General features: G+C 61.6%; 15 protein-coding genes. 9 read left to right on the plus strand and 6 right to left on the minus strand.

Annotation, left to right across the window (positions count from 1 at the left end):
* Positions 1–3: 3 nt before the first annotated feature.
* A complete protein-coding gene (gltX, locus tag QNI87_RS12885) occupies positions 4–1,350 on the minus strand; it encodes a glutamate--tRNA ligase (RefSeq protein ID WP_300597126.1) in 1,347 nt (448 codons plus the stop codon).
* A 37-nt stretch (positions 1,351–1,387) separates the two neighbouring features.
* Entirely contained in the window at positions 1,388–1,876 is a 489-nt protein-coding gene (locus tag QNI87_RS12890; protein WP_300597128.1) for a DNA-directed RNA polymerase subunit beta', read from the minus strand.
* Between the two features lie 177 nt (positions 1,877–2,053).
* On the opposite strand from QNI87_RS12890, the gene QNI87_RS12895 reads away from it, so the two are divergent.
* On the plus strand, positions 2,054–2,671 hold the full coding sequence (locus QNI87_RS12895) for a hypothetical protein (protein ID WP_300597130.1): 618 nt from the start codon (positions 2,054–2,056) through the stop codon (positions 2,669–2,671).
* 84 nt (positions 2,672–2,755) lie between these two features.
* Here the strand turns inward: QNI87_RS12895 and rpoC are convergent, their stop codons facing one another.
* Entirely contained in the window at positions 2,756–7,048 is a 4,293-nt protein-coding gene (gene rpoC / locus QNI87_RS12900) for a DNA-directed RNA polymerase subunit beta' (RefSeq protein WP_300597131.1), read from the minus strand.
* Between the two features lie 123 nt (positions 7,049–7,171).
* Positions 7,172–11,371, minus strand: a complete 4,200-nt coding sequence (gene rpoB, locus QNI87_RS12905) for a DNA-directed RNA polymerase subunit beta (RefSeq protein ID WP_300597132.1) — start codon at positions 11,369–11,371, stop codon at positions 7,172–7,174.
* Between the two features lie 635 nt (positions 11,372–12,006).
* Here rpoB and QNI87_RS12910 point away from each other — a divergent pair.
* The 3 genes from QNI87_RS12910 to QNI87_RS12920 are packed head-to-tail and all read left to right on the plus strand — an operon-like array spanning position 12,007 to position 12,952.
* Positions 12,007–12,132, plus strand: coding sequence for a hypothetical protein (locus tag QNI87_RS12910; RefSeq protein ID WP_300597133.1), 126 nt, complete (start codon positions 12,007–12,009; stop codon positions 12,130–12,132).
* Between the two features lie 23 nt (positions 12,133–12,155).
* Positions 12,156–12,701 carry a DUF2975 domain-containing protein gene (locus tag QNI87_RS12915; RefSeq protein ID WP_300597134.1) on the plus strand — a complete coding sequence of 182 codons (546 nt, stop codon included), beginning with the start codon at positions 12,156–12,158 and terminating at the stop codon, positions 12,699–12,701.
* Positions 12,701–12,952 (plus strand): helix-turn-helix transcriptional regulator, encoded by a 252-nt coding sequence (locus QNI87_RS12920; protein WP_300597135.1) that lies wholly within the window; start codon positions 12,701–12,703, stop codon positions 12,950–12,952. Before QNI87_RS12915 ends, QNI87_RS12920 begins: the two co-directional genes overlap by 1 nt.
* Before the next feature lie 43 nt (positions 12,953–12,995).
* Here the strand turns inward: QNI87_RS12920 and QNI87_RS12925 are convergent, their stop codons facing one another.
* A complete protein-coding gene (locus QNI87_RS12925; RefSeq protein WP_300597136.1) occupies positions 12,996–13,865 on the minus strand; it encodes an FkbM family methyltransferase in 870 nt (289 codons plus the stop codon).
* Positions 13,866–14,254: 389 nt separating this feature from the next.
* On the opposite strand from QNI87_RS12925, the gene rplJ reads away from it, so the two are divergent.
* Both rplJ and rplL read left to right on the plus strand, forming a co-directional pair.
* Positions 14,255–14,770, plus strand: a complete 516-nt coding sequence (gene rplJ, locus QNI87_RS12930) for a 50S ribosomal protein L10 (RefSeq protein ID WP_300597138.1) — start codon at positions 14,255–14,257, stop codon at positions 14,768–14,770.
* A gap of 97 nt (positions 14,771–14,867) precedes the next feature.
* The gene (rplL, locus tag QNI87_RS12935) at positions 14,868–15,248 is read left to right on the plus strand and encodes a 50S ribosomal protein L7/L12 (RefSeq protein ID WP_300597141.1); all 381 of its coding nucleotides are present in this window, start codon (positions 14,868–14,870) and stop codon (positions 15,246–15,248) included.
* A gap of 134 nt (positions 15,249–15,382) precedes the next feature.
* Here the strand turns inward: rplL and QNI87_RS12940 are convergent, their stop codons facing one another.
* On the minus strand, positions 15,383–16,786 hold the full coding sequence (locus QNI87_RS12940) for a serpin family protein (RefSeq protein ID WP_300597143.1): 1,404 nt from the start codon (positions 16,784–16,786) through the stop codon (positions 15,383–15,385).
* Between the two features lie 492 nt (positions 16,787–17,278).
* Between QNI87_RS12940 and QNI87_RS12945 the strand changes: the two genes are divergently transcribed.
* The 3 genes from QNI87_RS12945 (at position 17,279) to QNI87_RS12955 (ending at position 20,992) form a co-directional block, all read left to right on the plus strand.
* Positions 17,279–17,701, plus strand: coding sequence for a curli assembly protein CsgF (locus QNI87_RS12945; RefSeq protein WP_300597145.1), 423 nt, complete (start codon positions 17,279–17,281; stop codon positions 17,699–17,701).
* Between the two features lie 28 nt (positions 17,702–17,729).
* Complete coding sequence (locus QNI87_RS12950) at positions 17,730–18,701, plus strand: CsgG/HfaB family protein (RefSeq protein ID WP_300597147.1); 972 nt, start codon at positions 17,730–17,732, stop codon at positions 18,699–18,701.
* Positions 18,702–18,904: 203 nt separating this feature from the next.
* On the plus strand, positions 18,905–20,992 hold the full coding sequence (locus QNI87_RS12955; RefSeq protein ID WP_300597149.1) for a hypothetical protein: 2,088 nt from the start codon (positions 18,905–18,907) through the stop codon (positions 20,990–20,992).
* Positions 20,993–21,044 lie beyond the last annotated feature (52 nt).

The following is a 21,044-nucleotide window of genomic DNA, read 5'->3' on the forward strand; positions in this document are numbered from 1 at the left end:
GACCTAGCCTTGCGCGGCGTGTGCCAGCCGCGCGCGCGCTTCGTCCTCGCCGATCAGCGGGAGCAATTCGCCCATGTCGGGACCGTGATTCATGCCGGTGAGCGCCTGGCGCAGCGGGAGAAAGAGCGCCTTGCCCTTGCGCCCCGTGCTTTCCTTGAGCGCTGAAGTCAGCGCGCCCCAAGGGTCATCGCCCCATTCGAGTGCGCTCAGGGCCTGGGTCAGATAGCCGCGCGTCTCCCCGTCGAAAGCGACCGCTTCAATCGGCCCCGTGACCAGCCGCCACCATTCGCCCACTTCGTTGATGGTCGACACGTTGGGGCGCACTGCGTGCCAACCGGCCTCGTCCATCCCCTCGGGAAGGCGCGCTTTCACCGCCGCGTATTCCATCTGGTGGACGATGGCGGTGTTCACGCGCTCAAGCTCAGCCTCGTCGAACTTGGCGGGCGCGCGGCCAAATGTGGAAAGATCAAAGGTGGCGAGCAGAGCGGCGCGGTCGGCGATCGGCTCGACCGGGAGCGAAGTCCCGAGCCGCGCAAGCAGCGCGACGATGGCTTCGGGCTCTATCCCGCGTTCGCGGAACGCGTCGCAGCCGAGCGAGCCGAGACGCTTCGACAATTTGCCTTCCTTACCCACCAGCAGCGCCTCGTGGGCGAAGGATGGTGGCTCGGCACCCAGCGCTGTGAACATCTGGATCTGCACCGCGGTGTTGGAGACGTGATCCTCGCCGCGCAGCACCTGCGTAATGCCCATATCGATATCATCGACCGTGCTCGGCAGCATGTAGAGCCACGAGCCATCGGCGCGCCGGATCACCGGGTCGGAGAGCTGGGCGGGATCGAATTTGACCGCGCCTCGCACGCCGTCTTCCCAGGCGATCGCCTCTTCGTGATCGAGCTTGAAGCGCCAGTGGGGCCGGGTACCTTCGGCTTCCTTGGCGGCGCGCTCCTCCTCGCTCAGCGCCAGCGCAGCCCGGTCATAGATCGGCGGTTTGCCGCGCCCAAGCAGGACTTTGCGCTTGAGCTCAAGCTCCTGCTGCGTTTCGTAGGCCGGGTAAATGCGCCCCGCCTCCCGTAGCCGCTCAAAGGCCGCTTCGTAGGCATCGAGCCGGGCCGATTGGCGTTCTTCGCGCGCGGGATCAAGGCCAAGCCACGCCAGGTCCGCGCGGATCGCCTCGACGTATTCCTCTTTCGAGCGCTCCGCGTCGGTGTCATCGATGCGCAAGACGAATTCGCCGCCCGAAACGCGCGCCAGCATCCAGTTGTGCAAAGCGGTGCGGATATTGCCGACGTGAAGACGGCCCGTGGGCGAGGGTGCAAAGCGGGTGGTTATCGAGCTGGGATCACTGGTCATGGCGAGCGCGGTAGCCAGCCCACCCGATGCCTGCAAGCTATTGCGGCGCTTGGGCAGCGCGGGCCTCCGCCGCGACCAGACCCAGCACCGCTTCCCATAGACGGTGCACGCGCGCAGGCCGGATCAGCCCGTCGATCTGCGCTTCGAAACCCCCGCGATCGCGCGCGGACGCTGTATCCAGCAACGCGCCGATTGTCGCCTCGTCATGCGTGAGCCGGGGTGAACAAAAGCACGAAAGCTGAACGTTTTCCGGCCAGCTCGAAGCAATCGCCTGACTAAGGTGCAACGCCTTGGCCGCAACCTCGACACTGCCCAGGCGGACAGCAAGTTCGGGCACCGGATCGCGCTTTGCCCGCTCGTGCAGCGCGATGAGACGGAGCGAATAGAGAAAGCGTGCCGCAATCGGGCCGAGCGAGGCGAGACGCGCGGGCCGCGCCAGTTCTTCGATGAGGCTGGATGCGCTGGCGTGGTCGGGGGCGTGGTCGGGGGCGGCGGATTTGGCGAACCGGCGAATGGGCTTGGTCACAAGGACTCCTCTGGTGTTGCGATTCCCATCCTACATTATCGCGAACGATTATCAATAGCATTTTGGGGCCAAGAATGACTCTTTGATCCAAGACTCCTGCCAGCCGTGCATTTGCGTTTCATGTTAAGAAAAAAGTGAAGGTCCGGGTCGCGTAACACCAGTGACTGGAGGACTGATATGCACAATGTTGCTGATCTCGATCTTTTTGGAAAAGATGGCACGTTTCACATCAGCGCAAACTTCGTTGCGCCAACATTAGGATACAGGGTTTCGCTCGACCCTATCATCTATGTTGTTGAGCCGAACGACAAAATCCAAGAATTCGTTTTGTCAGTGACCCCGCCTTCTGGCCCGTATACTTTACCAGCCTTGCAAGTGTTCCCGCTCGGCGGCAGTTTGCCCGCATGGGCCGAAGGGGCACGGATTAGAGGATCATCGCTGGATCATATCGCCTCCATCAGGGGTCTGGTGAAAGAGGGCGATCCGATTGGCGACGACATGTATTTTCTTGAAGCGGTTTGCGTGAATGACGATAAGCTCATTGCTGATGTTCGCTATGGCGGAGGCATTGCGCGGCACGACTTCCGCCCGAGCTGGGATAGCGCGCTGGATAAATCGAATCCGCCCAAAGCGACTCTGTACCTCAGCCACAATGGCAATAACGACACGGGCAAAGCCATCATCCCCGAGCGCTTAACCTTCGATCTGTCGCCGTATTTCGACAGCGGCGCCGAAGTCGATTTCGTAATCGCAACGCAAGTCGATCAGCGCGCAGTCCCGCGCTGCGCGTCCTGATTGCAGCTTTACAAAACCCCGCCGGAAGCACGCGCTTTCGGCGGGGTTTTTGAGGGCCAGACCCTGCTTGTTCAAGCGCGAGGCTTACTCCGCTGCCGGAGTCTCGCTGCTTTCGCTGCTGGCAGCACCCATCGCGGCTTTCATCGCTTCCTCGCTGGAGACCGGATCGGCGGCAGGCTCTTCTTCGACCGCATTGGCTGCGGCCAAAGCTTCCTGCTGCTTCTTCCACTGCGCCTTCAAGGCGGCGTCGCGGCTGGACGCGGCCACACGCATGCGGTTCATCCCCGCGCCGGTGCCCGCCGGGATGAGACGGCCCACGATCACGTTCTCCTTGAGACCGATCAGCGTGTCCTTCTTGCCCTCGACGCTCGCCTGCGTGAGCACACGGGTCGTCTCCTGGAACGAGGCGGCCGAGATGAAGCTGCGGGTCTGAAGGCTCGCCTTGGTGATCCCGAGCAGGATCGGCGTGCCTTCCGCGGGTTCCTTACCCTTGCCCAGCTTCGAGTTGATCTCGAGCATCTCGGCAAGGTCGACCTGCTCGCCCGGCAGCAACGTGGTGTCGCCGCCCTTGGTGATCTCGACCTTCTGCAGCATCTGGCGAACGATCACCTCGATGTGCTTGTCGTTGATCTTCACGCCCTGCAGTCGGTAGACTTCCTGGATTTCGTTGACGAGATATTCGGCCAGCGCCTCGACGCCCAGAACCTCAAGGATATCGTGCGGGTTAGGCGAACCGGAAATCAGGGTGTCCCCCTTCTTCACGAAGTCGCCTTCCTGCACGTCGATCACCTTGGTCTTGGGGATCAGGTACTCGACCGGATCGCCGTCTTCCGGAACGATCGCGATCTTGCGCTTGGCCTTGTACTCGCGGACGAACTCGATCTTGCCCGAAATCTTGGCGATGATCGCGTTGTCCTTGGGCAGACGCGCTTCGAACAGCTCGGCGACGCGCGGCAGACCGCCGGTGATGTCACGGGTCTTGGCCGCCTCGCGCGACGCGCGCGCCAGAATGTCGCCGGCCTCAACCTGCTGACCGTCTTCGACCGAGAGCGTGGTGCCCGGAGCCAGCATATAGCGCTGCGCATCGCTGTCATCCGCCGACTGGCCTTCGCCCTGGAGCATGAGGCGCGGACGCAGCTCTTCCTTCTTCTTGCGACCCGTGGCGCGGTTCTCGGTGACCACGCGCTGCGCGATACCGGTGGCGTCATCGGTCTGCTCTTCGAGCGTCGTGCCCTCGACCAGATCCTGATAACGCACCACGCCCGATTGCTCGGTGATGATCGGCAGCGTGAACGGATCCCATTCCGCAAGCCGGTCGCCTTCCTTCACCTTCGCGCCGTCCTTGAACATCAGCACGGTACCATAGGGCACCTTGTGCATCTCACGCTCACGGCCCTCGGCGTCGATCACGGCCAGTTCACCGTTGCGGGCCATGGAAAGTATCCGGCCCTTCTTGTCGGTGATCGTCGGCATGTCGCGATATTCGACCTTACCGTCCGAGATCGATTCAAGGTGGCTGGTCTCGTTCAATTGTGCCGCGCCGCCGATATGGAAGGTCCGCATCGTCAGCTGGGTGCCCGGCTCGCCGATCGACTGCGCCGCGATGACGCCCACGGCTTCGCCGATATTCACCGGCGTCCCGCGCGCAAGGTCACGCCCGTAACAGGTCGCGCACACGCCCTGTTCGGATTCGCAGACCAGCGGCGAGCGGATCTTGGCCGACTGGACCTCGGCTTCCTCGATCACCTTGACCATCGCTTCATCGACCAGCGTGCCCGCCTTGACGATCACTTCATCGGTCGAGGCGTTGACGATATCCTCGGCCACGGTGCGGCCCAGAATACGCTCGCCCAGCGAAGCGATCACGCTGCCGCCCTGCACGATGGCGCGCATTTCCAGCGCGTTCTCGGTCTTGCAGTCCTCCTCGACGATCGTGCAGTCCTGTGAGACGTCGACCAGACGGCGGGTCAGGTAGCCCGAGTTCGCCGTCTTGAGCGCGGTATCCGCGAGGCCCTTGCGCGCGCCGTGGGTGGAGTTGAAGTATTCAAGAACGTTGAGGCCTTCCTTGAAGTTCGAGATGATCGGGTTTTCGATGATCTCGCCCGAAGGCTTGGCCATCAGGCCGCGCATCCCGGCGAGCTGCTTCATCTGCGCGGGCGAACCACGCGCGCCCGAATGGCTCATCATGTAGATCGAGTTGATCTCGGCCTCGCGGCCATCCTCGTCGATCGGGGTCGCCTTGATGCGCTCCATCATCGCGTCGGCCACCTGGTCGCCGCACTTGGCCCAGGCGTCGATCACCTTGTTGTACTTTTCCTGCTGGGTGATGAGGCCGTCCTGATATTGCTGCTCGTAATCGGAGACGAGCGCCTTGGTCTCGGCAACCAGCCCTTCCTTCGCATCGGGGATGATCATGTCATCCTTGCCGAACGAAATGCCGGCCTTGAACGCGTGGCGGAAGCCCAGCGTCATGATGGCATCGGCGAACAGCACCGTGTCCTTCTGGCCGGTGTGACGGTACACCTGGTCGATCACGTCGCCGATTTCCCGCTTGGTGAGCAGGCGGTTGATGATGTCGTAGGGCACCTTGTGGTTCTTGGGCAGACACTCACCGATCAGCATGCGGCCCGGCGTCGTCTCGAACCGCTTCATCACGATATTGCCATCCTCATCGGCCTGCGGAACGCGGGCGAGGATCTTGGTGTGCAGCGTGACAGCCTTCGTTTCGAGCGCCTGGTGCACTTCGGCCATATCGGCAAAGCGCGGCAGCTTCTCGACCTTGGAGCCATCCTCGTTTTCGAGGAATTCGGGCGTCTTCTCCTGTCGCTCCATCGAGAGGTAGTAGAGGCCCAGCACCATGTCCTGCGAGGGCACGATGATCGGCTTGCCGTTGGCGGGCGAGAGGATGTTGTTAGTGCTCATCATCAGCACGCGCGCTTCGAGCTGGGCTTCCAGCGAAAGCGGCACGTGGACCGCCATCTGGTCACCGTCGAAGTCGGCGTTGAAGGCCGAGCAGACCAGCGGGTGAAGCTGGATCGCCTTCCCTTCGATCAGAACCGGCTCGAACGCCTGGATGCCCAGACGGTGAAGCGTCGGCGCACGGTTCAAGAGAACCGGGTGCTCACGGATCACTTCGTCGAGGATATCCCAGACCTCCTTGCGCTCTTTCTCGACCCACTTCTTCGCTTGTTTGAGGGTCATCGACAGTCCCTTGGCGTCAAGGCGCGCGTAGATGAACGGCTTGAACAGCTCCAAGGCCATCTTTTTGGGCAGGCCGCACTGGTGCAGCTTGAGTTCGGGGCCGGTCACGATGACCGAACGGCCCGAATAATCGACGCGCTTACCGAGCAGGTTCTGGCGGAAGCGGCCCTGCTTGCCCTTGAGCATGTCGCTGAGCGATTTGAGCGGACGCTTGTTCGCGCCGGTGATGACCCGGCCACGGCGACCGTTGTCGAACAGCGCGTCCACCGCTTCCTGAAGCATGCGCTTTTCGTTGCGTACGATGATGTCCGGAGCGCGCAGCTCGATAAGGCGCTTTAGGCGGTTGTTGCGGTTGATCACGCGGCGATAGAGATCGTTGAGATCCGAGGTCGCGAAACGACCGCCATCGAGCGGCACCAGAGGGCGCAGCTCGGGCGGGATCACGGGGATGACTTCGAGGATCATCCACTCGGGACGGTTGCCGGATTCGATGAAGCTCTCGACGACCTTCAGACGCTTGATGATCTTCTTGGGCTTGAGCGTCGACTTGGTGGTCGCCAGCTCTTCCAGAAGGTCTTCGCGCTCCTGCTCCAGGTCGAGGTCCATCAGCATGACCTTGACCGCTTCCGCGCCGATATCGGCCGAGAACGCGTCTTCGCCGTATTCGTCCTGCGCTTCGAGCAGCTCGTCTTCGGTGAGCAGCTGATACTTCTCAAGCGGGGTCAGGCCCGGCTCGATCACGACATAGCTTTCAAAGTAGAGGATGCGCTCCAGCTGCTTGAGCTGGATGTCGAGCAGCAGGCCGATGCGCGAGGGCAGCGACTTCAGATACCAGATATGCGCGACCGGGGCGGCGAGCTCGATATGGCCCATACGCTCACGGCGCACCTTGGTGACGGTGACTTCAACGCCGCACTTTTCGCACACGACGCCCTTGTACTTCATGCGCTTGTACTTGCCGCACAGGCATTCGTAGTCCTTCACCGGACCGAAGATGCGCGCGCAGAACAGGCCGTCACGCTCGGGCTTGAACGTGCGGTAGTTGATCGTCTCCGGCTTCTTGATCTCGCCGAAAGACCAGGAACGGATACGCTCAGGCGAAGCGATACCGATCTGGATCTGGTCAAAGGTTTCCGGCTTGGCCAGCTGGTTGGTGAATTTGGTCAGTTCGTTCATTTCGTTTCCGCCTTCCTGCTCCCCTCCCCTCGGGGAGGGGGTGGGGGTGGGGGGTCAGTGCTCTCAGGCAGAGGCCGCAGCCCCCACCCCTCAATCCCCTCCCCGATGGGGAGGGGAGGCAATTTACTCCGCTGCCTCCAGCATATCGCCGTCCTCGTCCTCGCCGTCAGACAGCGACTTCAATTCGACATTCATGCCCAGCGAGCGCATTTCCTTGACGAGCACGTTGAAGCTCTCCGGAATGCCCGCTTCGAAGGTGTCGTCGCCCTTGACGATCGCTTCGTAGACCTTGGTCCGGCCCACGACATCGTCCGACTTGACGGTGAGCATCTCCTGCAAGGTGTAGGCGGCGCCATATGCCTGCAATGCCCAGACCTCCATCTCGCCGAAGCGCTGTCCGCCGAACTGCGCCTTACCGCCCAGCGGCTGCTGGGTGACGAGCGAGTACGGCCCGATCGAGCGAGCGTGAATCTTGTCGTCGACGAGGTGGTGGAGCTTCAGCATGTAGATGATGCCGACGGTCACGCGGCGGTCGAACGCCTCGCCCGTGCGCCCATCGTACAGCACCGACTGACCCGAGGAGTGGACACCGGCCTTCACCAGCATGTCCGTCACGTCCGCTTCGCGCGCGCCGTCGAACACCGGCGTGCCCATCGGGACACCGGCGGTCAGATTGCCCGCAAGCTCGACGATCTGCTCGGTCGAGCGGCTGTCGAGGTCCTCGTGATACTGCTCGCCATAGACGTCCTTGAGACGCTCCACCACCGCTTGCGGAGGCTTGGCGTCGGCGTAGTCTTCGGCGGCGTTGGGGTTGGCGCGGTGCCATTCCTCCAGCGCGTCCTTGATCTGCATACCCACGCCGCGCGCGGCAAAGCCCAGGTGCGTCTCGAAGATCTGCCCCACATTCATGCGGCTCGGCACGCCCAGCGGATTGAGCACCAGATCGACCGGCGTCCCGTCTTCGAGGAACGGCATGTCCTCAACTGGAAGGATGCGCGAAATCACACCCTTGTTCCCGTGGCGGCCCGCCATCTTGTCGCCCGGTTGCAGCTTGCGCTTCACCGCGACAAAGACCTTGACCATCTTGAGCACGCCCGGAGCCAGCTCGTCACCGCGTTCGAGCTTCTCCTTGCGGTCTTCGAACTTGGCATCGATCATCGCGACCGCTTCGTCATACTGCGACTTGATCGCCTCAAGCTGCGCCTGGCGCTTGTCGTCCGCGACCGCGAATTTGAACCATTCGTGGCGTTCGACATCATGGAGCACCTGCTCGCCGATCTCGATGCCCTTCTTCACGCCCTTGGGCGCGGCCGAGGCAGTCTGGCCCAGCAGCATGTCCTTGAGGCGGTTATAGGTCGCGCGGTTGAGGATGTTGCGCTCGTCGGCAGCGTCCTTGCGCAGACGTTCGATTTCCTCGTTCTGGATCGCGCGCGTACGGTCGTCGATCTCGATACCGTGACGGTTGAAGACGCGAACCTCGACGATCGTTCCGGCCACACCCGGCGGCAGACGCAGCGAGGTGTCGCGTACGTCCGATGCCTTCTCGCCAAAGATCGCGCGAAGCAGCTTTTCTTCCGGCGTCATCGGGCTTTCGCCCTTGGGCGTGATCTTGCCGACCAGGATATCGCCCGGATGCACTTCGGCGCCGATATAGACGATGCCCGCCTCATCGAGGTTGCGCAGAGCTTCCTCGCCGACATTGGGGATGTCGCGGGTGATGTCTTCGGGGCCCAGCTTGGTGTCGCGCGCCATCACTTCGAATTCCTCGATGTGGATCGAGGTGAAGACGTCGTCCTTCACGATGCGTTCGGAAATGAGGATCGAGTCCTCATAATTGTAGCCGTTCCAGGGCATGAACGCGACGAGGCTGTTCTTGCCGAGCGCCAGCTCTCCCAGATCGGTCGAGGGACCGTCGGCGATGATGTCGCCCGCCTCGATCGTCTCGCCCACCTTCACCAGCGGACGCTGGTTGATGCAGGTGTTCTGGTTTGAACGCTGGAACTTTTGCAGCGTGTAGATGTCAACACCCGACTGGCCGGGTTCGACATCGCCCACGGCGCGGATGACGATACGGGTTGCATCGACCTGATCGACGATGCCGCCGCGCTTCGCTGCAATCGCCGCGCCGCTGTCGCGCGCCACGGTCTCTTCCATCCCGGTGCCGACCCACGGCGCTTCGGCCTTGACCAGCGGCACCGCCTGACGCTGCATGTTCGAGCCCATCAGCGCGCGGTTGGCGTCATCGTTTTCAAGGAACGGGATGAGCGAGGCCGCAACCGAGACAAGCTGCTTCGGCGACACGTCCATCAGCGTGATCTGATCGTTGGGCGCCATCAGGTTGTCGCCCGCGTGGCGCGCGGAGACCAGCTCATCGACAAACGCGCCATCACTATCCAGATCGGCCGAAGCCTGCGCGACGGTGTGCTTCTGCTCTTCCATCGCGGAGAGGTAGATCACATCACCCGTGACCTTGTTGTCGACCACCTGGCGATACGGCGTTTCGATAAAGCCATACTTGTTGACCCGGCTAAAGCTCGCAAGCGAGTTGATCAGGCCGATATTCGGGCCTTCGGGCGTTTCAATCGGGCAGATGCGGCCATAGTGCGTCGGGTGCACGTCGCGCACTTCGAACCCTGCGCGCTCACGCGTGAGACCACCGGGCCCAAGCGCCGAGACGCGGCGCTTGTGCGTCACTTCGGAGAGCGGGTTGGTCTGGTCCATGAACTGCGAGAGCTGCGAGGAACCGAAGAACTCACGCACAGCGGCCACAGCGGGCTTGGCGTTGATGAGGTCGTTGGGCATCACGGTCGAGACATCGACGCTCGACATACGCTCCTTGACCGCGCGCTCCATACGGAGCAGGCCAACGCGGTACTGGTTTTCCAGCAGTTCGCCGACCGAACGCACACGGCGGTTGCCGAGATTGTCGATGTCGTCAACCTCGCCCTTGCCGTCCTTGAGGCCAACCAGTTCCTTGACCACGGCTAGGATGTCTTCCTTGCGCAGGATCGTCACCGTGTCCTCGGCGTCAAGGCCAAGGCGCATGTTGAGCTTCACGCGACCAACGGCGGAAAGGTCGTAGCGCTCGCTGTCGAAGAACAGACCCTCGAACAGCGCTTCGGCGGTTTCCTTGGTCGGCGGCTCGCCCGGACGCATGACCTTGTAGATCGCTTCAAGGCCCTCGTCGCGGTTCTCGGCCTTGTCGACCTTAAGCGTGTTGCGGATCCACGGGCCGGTGTTGACCTCGTCAATGTCCAGCAGCTCGATCGCGTCGAAGCCAGCATCGTCGAGCGCTTCGATGTGCTCCAGCGTCACTTCGTCGCCCGCTTCGATATAGATGCTGCCGGTCTGCTCGTTGATCATGTCATACGCAGCGTAGCGACCGATGACTTCCTCGGTCGGTAGCAGCAGCTCGGCAAGGCCATCCTTGGCCGCCTTGTTGGCCGCGCGCGGGCTGATCTTCTGCCCGGCGGGGAAAACCTCTTCGCCCGTCTTGGCGTCAACCAGCGCGAAGGCCGGCTTCTGACCGCGCCAGTTCTCGGCGACAAACGGGATCTTCCAGCCGTCTTTTGCCCGCTCCCACTTCACCGTGTCGTAGAAGTGATGCAGGATCCCTTCACTGTCGAGGCCGAGCGCGTATAGCAGCGCGGTCACCGGCAGCTTGCGCTTCCTGTCGATGCGCACGTTGACAATGTCCTTGGCGTCGAACTCAAAGTCGAGCCACGAGCCGCGATAGGGGATCACGCGGGCAGCGAACAAGAGCTTGCCCGACGAATGCGTCTTGCCGCGATCGTGATCGAAAAGGACGCCAGGCGAACGATGCATCTGCGAAACGATCACACGCTCGGTGCCGTTGACGATGAAGGTGCCGTTCTCGGTCATGAGCGGCATGTCGCCCATGTAAACGTCCTGCTCCTTGATATCGAGAACCGAGCGCGTTTCGGTTTCCTGGTCGACTTCGAAGACGATCAGGCGCAGCGTCACCTTCATCGGCGCGGCGTAGGTGATGCCGCGCTGACGGCACTCGGTGGTGTCGTATTTCGGCTCTTCGAGTTCGTAATGCACGAAGTCGAGTTCGGCGGTCCCGGCAAAGTCGCGGATCGGGAAGACGCTGCGCAGCGTCTTTTCAAGACCCGACACATAGCCCGTTTCCTTGTCCGAGCGCAGGAACTGCTCATAGCTTTCGCGCTGGACCTCGATCAGGTTGGGCATCTGGACGACTTCGTGAATGTCGCCGAAAATCTTGCGGATGCGCCGCTTTGCGGTGCCCTGCGCCGTGCGCGAGCGAACCGGCTTTTTTGAGCTCGGAGCCTTGGTTGCCATGGAGAGCTGTGCCTCTTTTTATCAGAACGCGCGAGTGGATCGGCCCACTCGCCTGGGGGATCGTGCGATGTCACGCGAAAACCAAGCCATCACCCACGCAAAAAACCCGACCACCTGACGAGGCTCATCGGCCCGTTCAGCAGCAGGTTCCCTGGGTCGCGAATATGGCAGTGCGCCGCTTCCATTCTTGGCCCGATCCTACGCGCATGAATCAGACCGTCTCGAAGTCGGCGTGTGAGGAGGCATGTAAGAGCTCTGCCCAATTTGTAAAGAGCGAAGTCCGCGCGCAAACCAAAGTGCCCGCCGGATCGAGGTATCGGCCGAAAACTTTCCTACTCGCCAGTGGATGAGTAGCGCCGACGCCATGGCGATGCATACCACCCCCGTTCGCCCGAAGGCCATTCGAAGTTGGAAAAGTGTCAACTTCGCTCTGCTTCACCAAGCAACTATTTTCAAAGCCAAATCTTGTGGATTTCCCGGATGACAGGGTGTCAACTTCGTCAATTTCGTCGACGCGGAATTATCGCAAAACAATCTTCGACATATTGTTTTTCAATATTATTGATTGACAATAAATCCGAATCGGCCTAGCTGTGACTTATTGAATTTCAATAAGGGACATCAAGGAGATCAATATGAACCGCATCGTTTCCCAATCAGTCGCCGCTTTCGCCGCGGTGTTTCTGACGATCATCTCGGTTAGCGCGATCGTCACCGTTCCGGCGGCCCAGGCCGTCACCTTGACGCCGGCGCTGGCCTGAACACCACCAAGAGGGGCTATCAAATGACAGACAAACCCAACGACCTGCTGCTGCTTGCGGGCAAGGCGCTGGCGCTCATCATGCAGTTCTTCCTTGCACTGGGAGCGATCGCCTGCGTCATCGCGCTGCCTTTGGTGATCGTCTTTCAGGGCGAGATCAACGCTCAGATCTTGGCCGAATTCGGCGAAGACGTGGGCAAGCTTCCGCTGCTTGCGATCATCGGCCTGATCGGTCTGATCATTGCCCTTTTAGGCCTCGCCTTCGTGTTCTTCGGCAAATTGCGAGCGATCATCGGCACGGTCGGCGAAGGCGATCCCTTCGCGCCCATCAACGCCGTGCGTTTGGAGCTGATGGCGTGGATCATGCTGGCGTGCCAGGTGATCATCCTTCCCATCGGGGGACTCGCCTTGTTTCTGGCCAAATGGGCTGAGCCCATGGAGAACGTGGAGGCCACCATCGATGTCGGCATCGAGCTTGAGGGGCTGCTGCTGGTCGTCATCCTCTTCATCCTCGCCCGCGTGTTCAAGCATGGCGCCGAAATGCGCGAAGATCTCGAAGGGACCGTGTGATGCCTCCCAAACCTCTGGCAGACGACGAAGGAGCCGCGATCATGGTCAAACTCGATGACCTGCTGCACGAACGCCGCATGACGCTGACCGAACTGGCGGAGCGGGTCGGCCTGACCCTCGCCAACCTGTCCATCCTCAAGACCGGGAAGGCCAAGGCGATCCGCTTCACCACGCTCGCCGCGATCTGCCGCGAACTGGAATGCCAGCCGGGCGATCTGCTGAGCTATGAGAGCGAGGCGAGCGGTCTTTGATCGGAAGCAGGTGCGCGGCGATGGCGCGCCTGTTCCCGTTTCCTCAACGCCGAAGCGCCAGCATCACGTCCTCCATCGGCGAACGCGCCAACAGTTCTTCGTGCGTGGTCGGGACAATTCCGGCCACGTGATCGATCCGCAAAATTGTAAAGCCGGGGGCGGCAAGCCGATCCAGAAACGCAGCGGGATCGCTGTATCGCGCGGCCGTGAATTCAAGCAGCACGGTCTTGAGCGTCCCGCTATCGAGCAGACCTCTCGCCCCCGCCCACAAAAGCTCCTCGGCGCCCTCGACATCGACCTTGGCGAGCTCGATTTGCGACCAGCGCTCCTCGCTATCGAGGCGGCGCGTCTGGACCAGCGCCGCGTGTTCGGACAGCTCGCCCTCCCAGGGCTCCAGATAGGCTTTGCTTTCCTGTTGAGGCGGGATCACCAGAGCCATGGGCACGCGATCCTCGCCAGCCAGCGCGACTGTGTTCACCTCGGATCGCTCGCCAAATCCGTTCACCGCGAGCGACTGCGTCACAAGCTTGGCAAGGCGCGCGTTCGGCTCGAACGCGTGGACGAAGCCTTCCGGCCCGACCAGCTCGGCCATCAGCAGGCTGAAATAGCCGTGATTGGCGCCAATATCGGCGACCACCATTCCGGGTTTCACCAGCTCGCACACCGCCTCGGTGACCCAGAATTCCCAGAAGCCATCAAACATCAGATGCGGCGACATGTCGCGATCGTTGGTATCCACAAACATCTTGTACCGCCCAAGCACCCTGCAAAGCGCGATGTCGGAACCGAGATACGCGTTCTGGCAGCGCGCCCTGATCCGCTTCTCGCACTCGTAGCGCGATCTCTCGGTCAGCTCGGGTATCGAGAAGAGATCGAAGCCGCGCGCGGGCTCAAAGGCCTGTTGTTCGTTCACCGGGAACCCCCTTGTCGATCACCGCGCGACCCTCGCGCGACCGGTCGGGCCGTCCTTAGCGCGCGGCCTCGCTTTCACAAGCCGGGAGAACGCTTAAAACTCCGCAACGCTTGACTTTGCCGGCGCAGCGGCTAATGGCGCGGGCCGACCGGGTAACCGGTCATCCGTCCAAGACCGTTGCTGAGCGGAACACACCGCTCTTAATTCGCAGCCTAGACGGGGAAACGAGATTATTCGCTGCGTCATTCGTGACGTTTGCCCTCGAGCCTTGTGGCTCACCCTCCTTCCCCATCGCTGGACCTTACGCTCGTGTCGATGCTCGGCATGGGTGAATATGAGCCGGTCGTGCGCGCTCAAATCGCGCGCGGCCATTAGTGAAGGAGTATGGCATGGATCGTTCGCAAAAAGCCGAAGCGGTTGCCCAGCTCAACGACGTCTTCAATGAGGTTGGCGTGGTCGTTGTGACCCGCAATCTCGGCCTGAGCGTGGACCAGTCCACCGAACTGCGCGGCAAGATGCGTGAAGCCGGAGCTTCCTACAAGGTTGCGAAGAACCGTCTCGCCAAGCTCGCCCTGAAGGACACCGACTATGTCGGGATCGAAGAGTTTCTCTCCGGCCCGACCGCGCTGGCCTGGTCGCAGGACCCGGTCGCGGCTGCCAAGACCGCTGTCGACTTCGCCAAGTCGAACGACAAGCTGGAGATCGTCGGCGGTTCGATGGGCACGCAGGTTCTCGACGAAGCCGGGGTCAAGGCGCTCGCCTCGATGCCCAGCCTCGACGAGCTGCGCGGCACGCTTGTTGGCCTCATCAATGCCCCGGCGACCAAGATCGCTCAGGTCGTCAATGCGCCCGCCAACAAGCTGGCCCGTGTCTTTGGTGCCTATGGCGCCAAGGAAGACGCTTAAGAGACGCCTCCTCAAGGGGAGGCCGAACAGACGTATTCGCGAACAACGAAACATTTGGGGTCCAATCGACCCCGCCACTTAATTGGAGTGAACCATCATGGCTGATATTTCCAAGCTTGTTGAAGAACTTTCGAAGCTGACCGTCCTTGAGGCGGCTGAACTCGCCAAGGCGCTGGAAGAAGAGTGGGGCGTGAGCGCCGCCGCAGCTGTCGCCGTGGCAGGCCCCGCCGCTGGCGGTGGTGGCGGCGAAGCCGCTGCCGAAGAGAAGGACGAATTCGACGTCATCCTCACCGGCGACGGCGGCAAGAAGATCCAGGTCATCAAGGTCGTTCGCGCGATCACCGGTCTGGGCCTCACCGAAGCCAAGGCGCTGGTCGAAGGCGCGCCCAAGCCGCTGAAGGAAGCCGCGCCCAAGGCCGAAGCCGAAGAGATCAAGGCGAAGGTCGAAGAAGCCGGCGGCACCGTCGAGCTCAAGTAACGCGAGACTTGGGTCGCGCGCGAGCGCGGGCCTTAGTCGCAGCGTTATCCCGGACTTGATCCGGGATCTCGATCCGCTTGGTCGGACAAAGAAGGGGCGGTGCCAGCGATGGCGCCGCCCTTTTTCGTGTGCGCTTACAGCTTGGGCGGGCAGCCTTGCGCTGCGCTGACAACAGGATCAGGCGACAGATCGGGCGCCGGCCCATCGGTGGTCTCCTGACGTGGATCGACCAGCCGCCCGACAAACAGGATCGCGCCCGTCCGTTTGTCCCGCAGCAGAAACATTAAGGGATGATCCGCGCGAAAGATGAAGGGCGGCGGAGGCGGAGGGCCTCTTTTCGCGCTAGTTACAGTAATCGTTCCCATCACGACCGCCGTGGCGGCTGCGGCTTCGGAGCCCTTCTCGTCGACATCGATGTTGGCTTGATGAATAATATTCGAGATGGTCAAGCCGCAGGTGGACTTGTCGCCAATGGTCACGGTTGGCATTCTGTCTTCAGTAAGAGGAAAGCGAGCCATCCGATCGAAGTTCGCCTGCTTCGAAAACGGCAGCGGCGCGCCCATGGCCTCAATCACCTTTGCAAGGTCGGCGCTCCAATCGAGACTCATCTTCGGGACGGTCAACACAGTGTCGCGAGGTTCTGTTTGGTCGAGTTCCTCCAGCCACTTCTCAAGCTTCCCGGCCGAAAGCGTGCGCTCCAGCCGCGCGAGACCATCAGGCCTATCGGGCAGAATGGCGACCATGCTGACCTCTTCGCCCTTGTAAGGCAGATCCACTAGCTTGACCGAGCCGCGCTCGATCCCGCGGAAGTCGTTGCGCGTGTTCATGAGTTCCGCGTCGATCTTTTCGCCGTCGCTCATCGTAAAGGGCTCGGTCTTGGTCTGCTCGTTGCGGAAGGGCTTGAGCCAATCGGCCTTCCAGTAGATCGCGTTAACCAGCACAGCCGCCGTTGTTTCGCGGATAACCTTTGGGGGAATAAGGTTCGCGATCCGGTCCTCGGTCTGGCCTGCGACCCAAAGGTTGATCGCCTTACGCGCCGCTTCGGGATCGGCGGTGAAATCGACCCGCCTGAAAGCGCCAGATGCTTTTTGCTCGAGATCGGCCGTGTAATCCGGCTCGAGCTTTAGATCCTTGTGAACCCAGAAGGCGTTGGCGCTGCGCAGTTCGCGGCCCTCGCCCGACAGGTTCATCGTCTGATCAAGCTCTCCCGCGGCGCGCAGATAGGAAACAGGGCTGCCGGGATAGCGCATCACCCTAGCCATTTGTTCAGCCGTCTCACCGTCCGCGCCGCGATAGGCGAAGCCCATGGCAAGCGAGACACTGGCGGGGGAGAAGAACAGATTGTCACCATCTTTCGCCACTTCGCGATACAGATCGAGCGCGAAGGCATTCGAACCCTCCACCGCGTCTTCCAGGCTAACGGCGTCTGCCTCCAGATCGGCAGCGGTCGCAGCGCCAGCGCGAGCCGTTGCGCAAGCGGGCAACAACGCGATTAGACCGCCAGCCAGAAAGGCCGAGATAAAGGCTCCGGGTTTCATTCTGCTCCCCTTTTTCTGGCCGCTAATCCAGCGGCGCGCGCTTAGTGGGCGAACCGCCGCAGGATTAGCCGCAAAGCCTTAATCCATTGCTTCCAAAGGACGGTCTGTCGCAACGGCATCGTCGCCCGAAGGCGCGGAGGTTGGGAGCGGTCTCACGCCACGAAACCGCGCGACTCGGCGACGTCGATTCGCACCGCTCGCCGGTCTGGATTCGGCAAGATTACGAGTTGATGATACAAAATGTTACATTAGGGGCAGCGCGTGCACGAAAATTTCCGCGCTCAAAACTGGGGTCAGCGCAAGGCGGTGAAATTTTTTGCAGGCTAGATGACCGGAATTCACCGTCGGCCAGCGGATTCCCTAGGCGAACGCGCGAATCCAAAAATGGGACACCCCCAGACTCTGACGGAATCAACCTTTCTTTCCGGCCCGGACTTCGACTAACGATCTGTTAACGGGCGCAACCGTCACAATTTTTGCGAGAGGGGCTTGATGAACGTTTTCCGGCTTAGCGCTGCGGCACTTGCTGCGGCGATGCTCTGTCATCCTGCGTACGCGCAGGACCTCGTGCACGAACCGATTTCGCCCACATTTGGCGGCAATCCTTTCAATTCGACGCACATCCTTGGCATCGCCAACGCGCAGAACGACACGCGTGATCCGCGCACCCAGAATGAAGAAACGCAAGCGGACGCCTTTGCCCGGCAACTTGAATCGCGGCTGCTTTCCGCGCTCTCCACGCAAGTCGTGGACGCCATCTTTGGCGAGAACCCCGAAGATCAGGGGACGATCAGTTTTGGCGAACAGACTATCGAATTCTTCCGTTCGCTTGACGAAGTCACGCTGATCATTCGCGATGAGGGGACGGGAGAGGAAACGCGCATCGTGGTGCCTTTGTTTGTCGAAGTGAATTGATCAGATAGTTTTGATGGGGGATGCAGTGATGAAGTCGCGGTTCGCGGCGATGGTTGTTTCGGCGCTGAGCCTGGGCCTTGCCGGTTGCATCACGACTGTTGGCGATGACGGGCGCGCTTTGCTGCCCGAGAACACCTCGCTCGCCTACTTCCCGAAGAAAACACAGACCCAGAACCTGCTCAACGAGCTGCCTCCGCCCGAACGCCAGGTCGCGATTGCGGTTTACGGGTTCACCGATCAGACGGGTCAGTTCAAGCCCTCGGAGACCGGGCAAACGCTTTCGCGCGCGGTCACGCAAGGCGCCGGGGCGATCCTGGTCAAAGCGCTCCAGGACGCGGGCCAGAGGTCCTGGTTCACGGTGGTCGAGCGCGAGCGTCTCGATAACCTGCTCAAGGAACGCCAGATCATCGGCGAGATGCGCAAGCGCTATCTCGGCGAAGAGCGGGTGGACCCCAACGCCCTGCCCGCGCTGCTTTTTGCCGGCGTTCTGCTCGAAGGCGGCATTGTCGGATACGACACCAACACGGTGACTGGAGGCGCTGGCGCGGCTTTCCTTGGGATCGGCGCTCGCACGGAGTATCGCCAGGATACGGTGACGGTCTACCTGCGCGCCGTATCGGTCCGCACCGGCGAGGTGCTGGCCAACGTCCAGACATCGAAGACAATCGCCAGCCAGGCCATCGGTGCGAACGCCTACAAGTTCGTGGCGTTTCAGGAATTGCTCGAGGCCGAATGGGGCATAACCGCCAACGAGCCCGATCAGGTCGCGCTGCAACAAGCGATCGAAAAAGCGGTCTACGGGCTCGTTCTCGAAGGAGTGGAACTCGATCTGTGGCGTTTTCAGGACATGGCCGCTGCGGAAGCTCTCAGGAGCACGTATCGGGCCGAACGCGATGGGATTTATGACGCGCGCGATGTGCAGAACGCCGTGCGCAAGGCCGGCTCGCTGACCGCGCTGACCATCGTCGACAAGGAGGATAAAGACGAAGAAGAATTCTAAAGGGCATCGTTACCCCGCCCCGAAGGAATACGGGCGCGCTTCAAAGAAAAAGAAAGCGCGTTTCACGGTCGCAAAAAGAGAAGCACGCAAAGGAGCTGCCACTCCGATGCGTGCAGTGTGTAATTGCGGTGATGCAAGGCACCCGGCGTTCTGTTGCGCCGTGGTGAATCCTTGCCATCGCCTATTGAAGAAGGTGATGCAAGATGAAAACGTCCGTGCTTCTGAGCGCCTCGGCCCTGGCGCTCGCAATGGGCTCCCCGGCCTTTGCTCAAGCCAACCAATCGCAAATCGACCAAACCGGCACCGCAAACGATGCCCTCGTTACGCAAGCGGGCGTCGAAAACGTGTCCGATGTCGAACAGGACGGGGAGAACAACACAGCCATCGTCACCCAGCGCGATCTCGAACCGGGCACGGTCGGTTTCAGCACACCGGCGAACGCGTCGGACGTGCAGCAGTTCGGTCAGGGCGGGTATGCCCTGGTTGACCAGACGACACGCGAAGCCGGCGGTCCGGGCAACTCGGCGAAGATCACCCAATACGGTGTCGACGGGGCGGCCGGCAGCGGTGCCCAGGCCACTCCTGCGATTGTGCCGGTGGCAGATTTCGTGCCCGGTTCGGATCCGGCCAACAACCTTGCGATCATCGTCCAGTCGGCTGGAACGGCTGGCGGGCCCAACACCGCCACGATCACCCAGGGCGCCCCCGGTGACCCCGTGTATGGCAATGGGGCGTATATCGATCAGTTCGGCGATGGCAACGCTTCGGAAATCAACCAGCAAGCGCTGGGCGCGGGCGCCATCAACATCCAGAGCGGGCAGAACAACACCTCGTTCATTACACAGAACGATGGCACCTTGACCCAGTCGATCGGCGGCGGTCTCGATGCGCCGTTCGACCCCGAGGCGACCGTCACCCAGGTCGGCAACTTCAACACCTCGTTCGTGAACCAGGATGCAAACCCCAATGGTGGGTCTCGCAACCTTGTCGTCGACGTTCTTCAAACCGGCGACGACAACATGTCGTCGATCGACCAGAACGCCAATGGACCGGGCTTCACCGGCACGTATCGCGCCAACGTGATCCAGACCGGCAGCTCAACCTCGGATGTCGTGCAAACCGGCGATGGGCAGGGCATCCGCAACTTCCGCGCGACCGTCACTTCCGACGATTCAAGCTCGGTCATCAACCAGATTGGCAACGGCAGCAACAGCGGCGATCTCGACGCGACGCTCGTCCAGACCGGCGGTTCGACGTCTTTGATCAATCAGACCGTCGACACAACCACGCCGGGCGGAACCCCGCAGGCGGGCTTCATCGACGCCGATGTTACGCAAGCGAACGGCGCAACGGCGCGGATCAACCAGACGGTTCTGGGCGATTCCTCTGGCGGTCAGGAAGCGATCGTCAATCAGAACGGTATGAGCACGGTCGAGATCGACCAGACCTTCATCGATCGCACCGGGCCCGATTTCTCGCGCGACTTCGTGGCCGATGTCACCCAGTCGGGCACCGACAACCTGACCAGCATCCTCCAGCAGGATCAGGGCGCGGCCAACATCAACACCAACGGCACTCCCGATCTGTCCGACGATGTGGGCGACGCCAATGTTTCAGCAACGGTGCTGCAGAGCGGGAACAGCAACGACATCTTCGTCAGCCAGTTCAACCGCAACCAGGCGGTCGACATCACGCAAAGCGGCGATGCCAACCTGATCGACGCGTTGCAGGACGGCGTCGGTAACGCGCTGACGGTCACGTCGCAGTCCGGTAACGATAACAGCATTTTCAGCATCCAGAACGGAGGCGGCACCGGGACGGTCACGCAAGGGGGGAGCAACAACACCACCAACCTGACGCAAACCGGCAGCTCCAACCAGCGGGCGGTGATCGATCAGCTCGGCACGATGAACACAGCCAACGTGCTGCAGCAAGGGACGGCGCGTCAGGAAGACGCGTTCATCACCCAGCTCGCCGACCTCAGCAATTCCACGGCGAGCATCACCCAGAACGGCGCCGCCGATGGTCTGCGCTCGGACAATCTTGCCAGCATTGTGCAGGGTGGCGGTGACAACAACACCTCGACCATCGTGCAGACCGGTCGCGAAAACGTGGCCCTGTCCGAGCAGATGGGCTCCGACCTGTTCTCAAGCATCATGCAGACGGGTTTCAATAACACCGCGCTGGTGGGGCAGGCCGGGAATGGTCACAGCTCAACCATCACCCAGACGGGCAATGGCAACACCGCCTCTGTCTCGCAGGGTGGGGCTGCCCTTCCCACAGCTCCGTAGGCCGAGCTCAATCGCAGGCGGGGGGCGCCTCTAAGGCCCCCGCCCACATTCC

The organism is Erythrobacter sp. (genome assembly GCF_030066995.1).
Taxonomy (GTDB): Bacteria; Pseudomonadota; Alphaproteobacteria; order Sphingomonadales; family Sphingomonadaceae; genus Erythrobacter.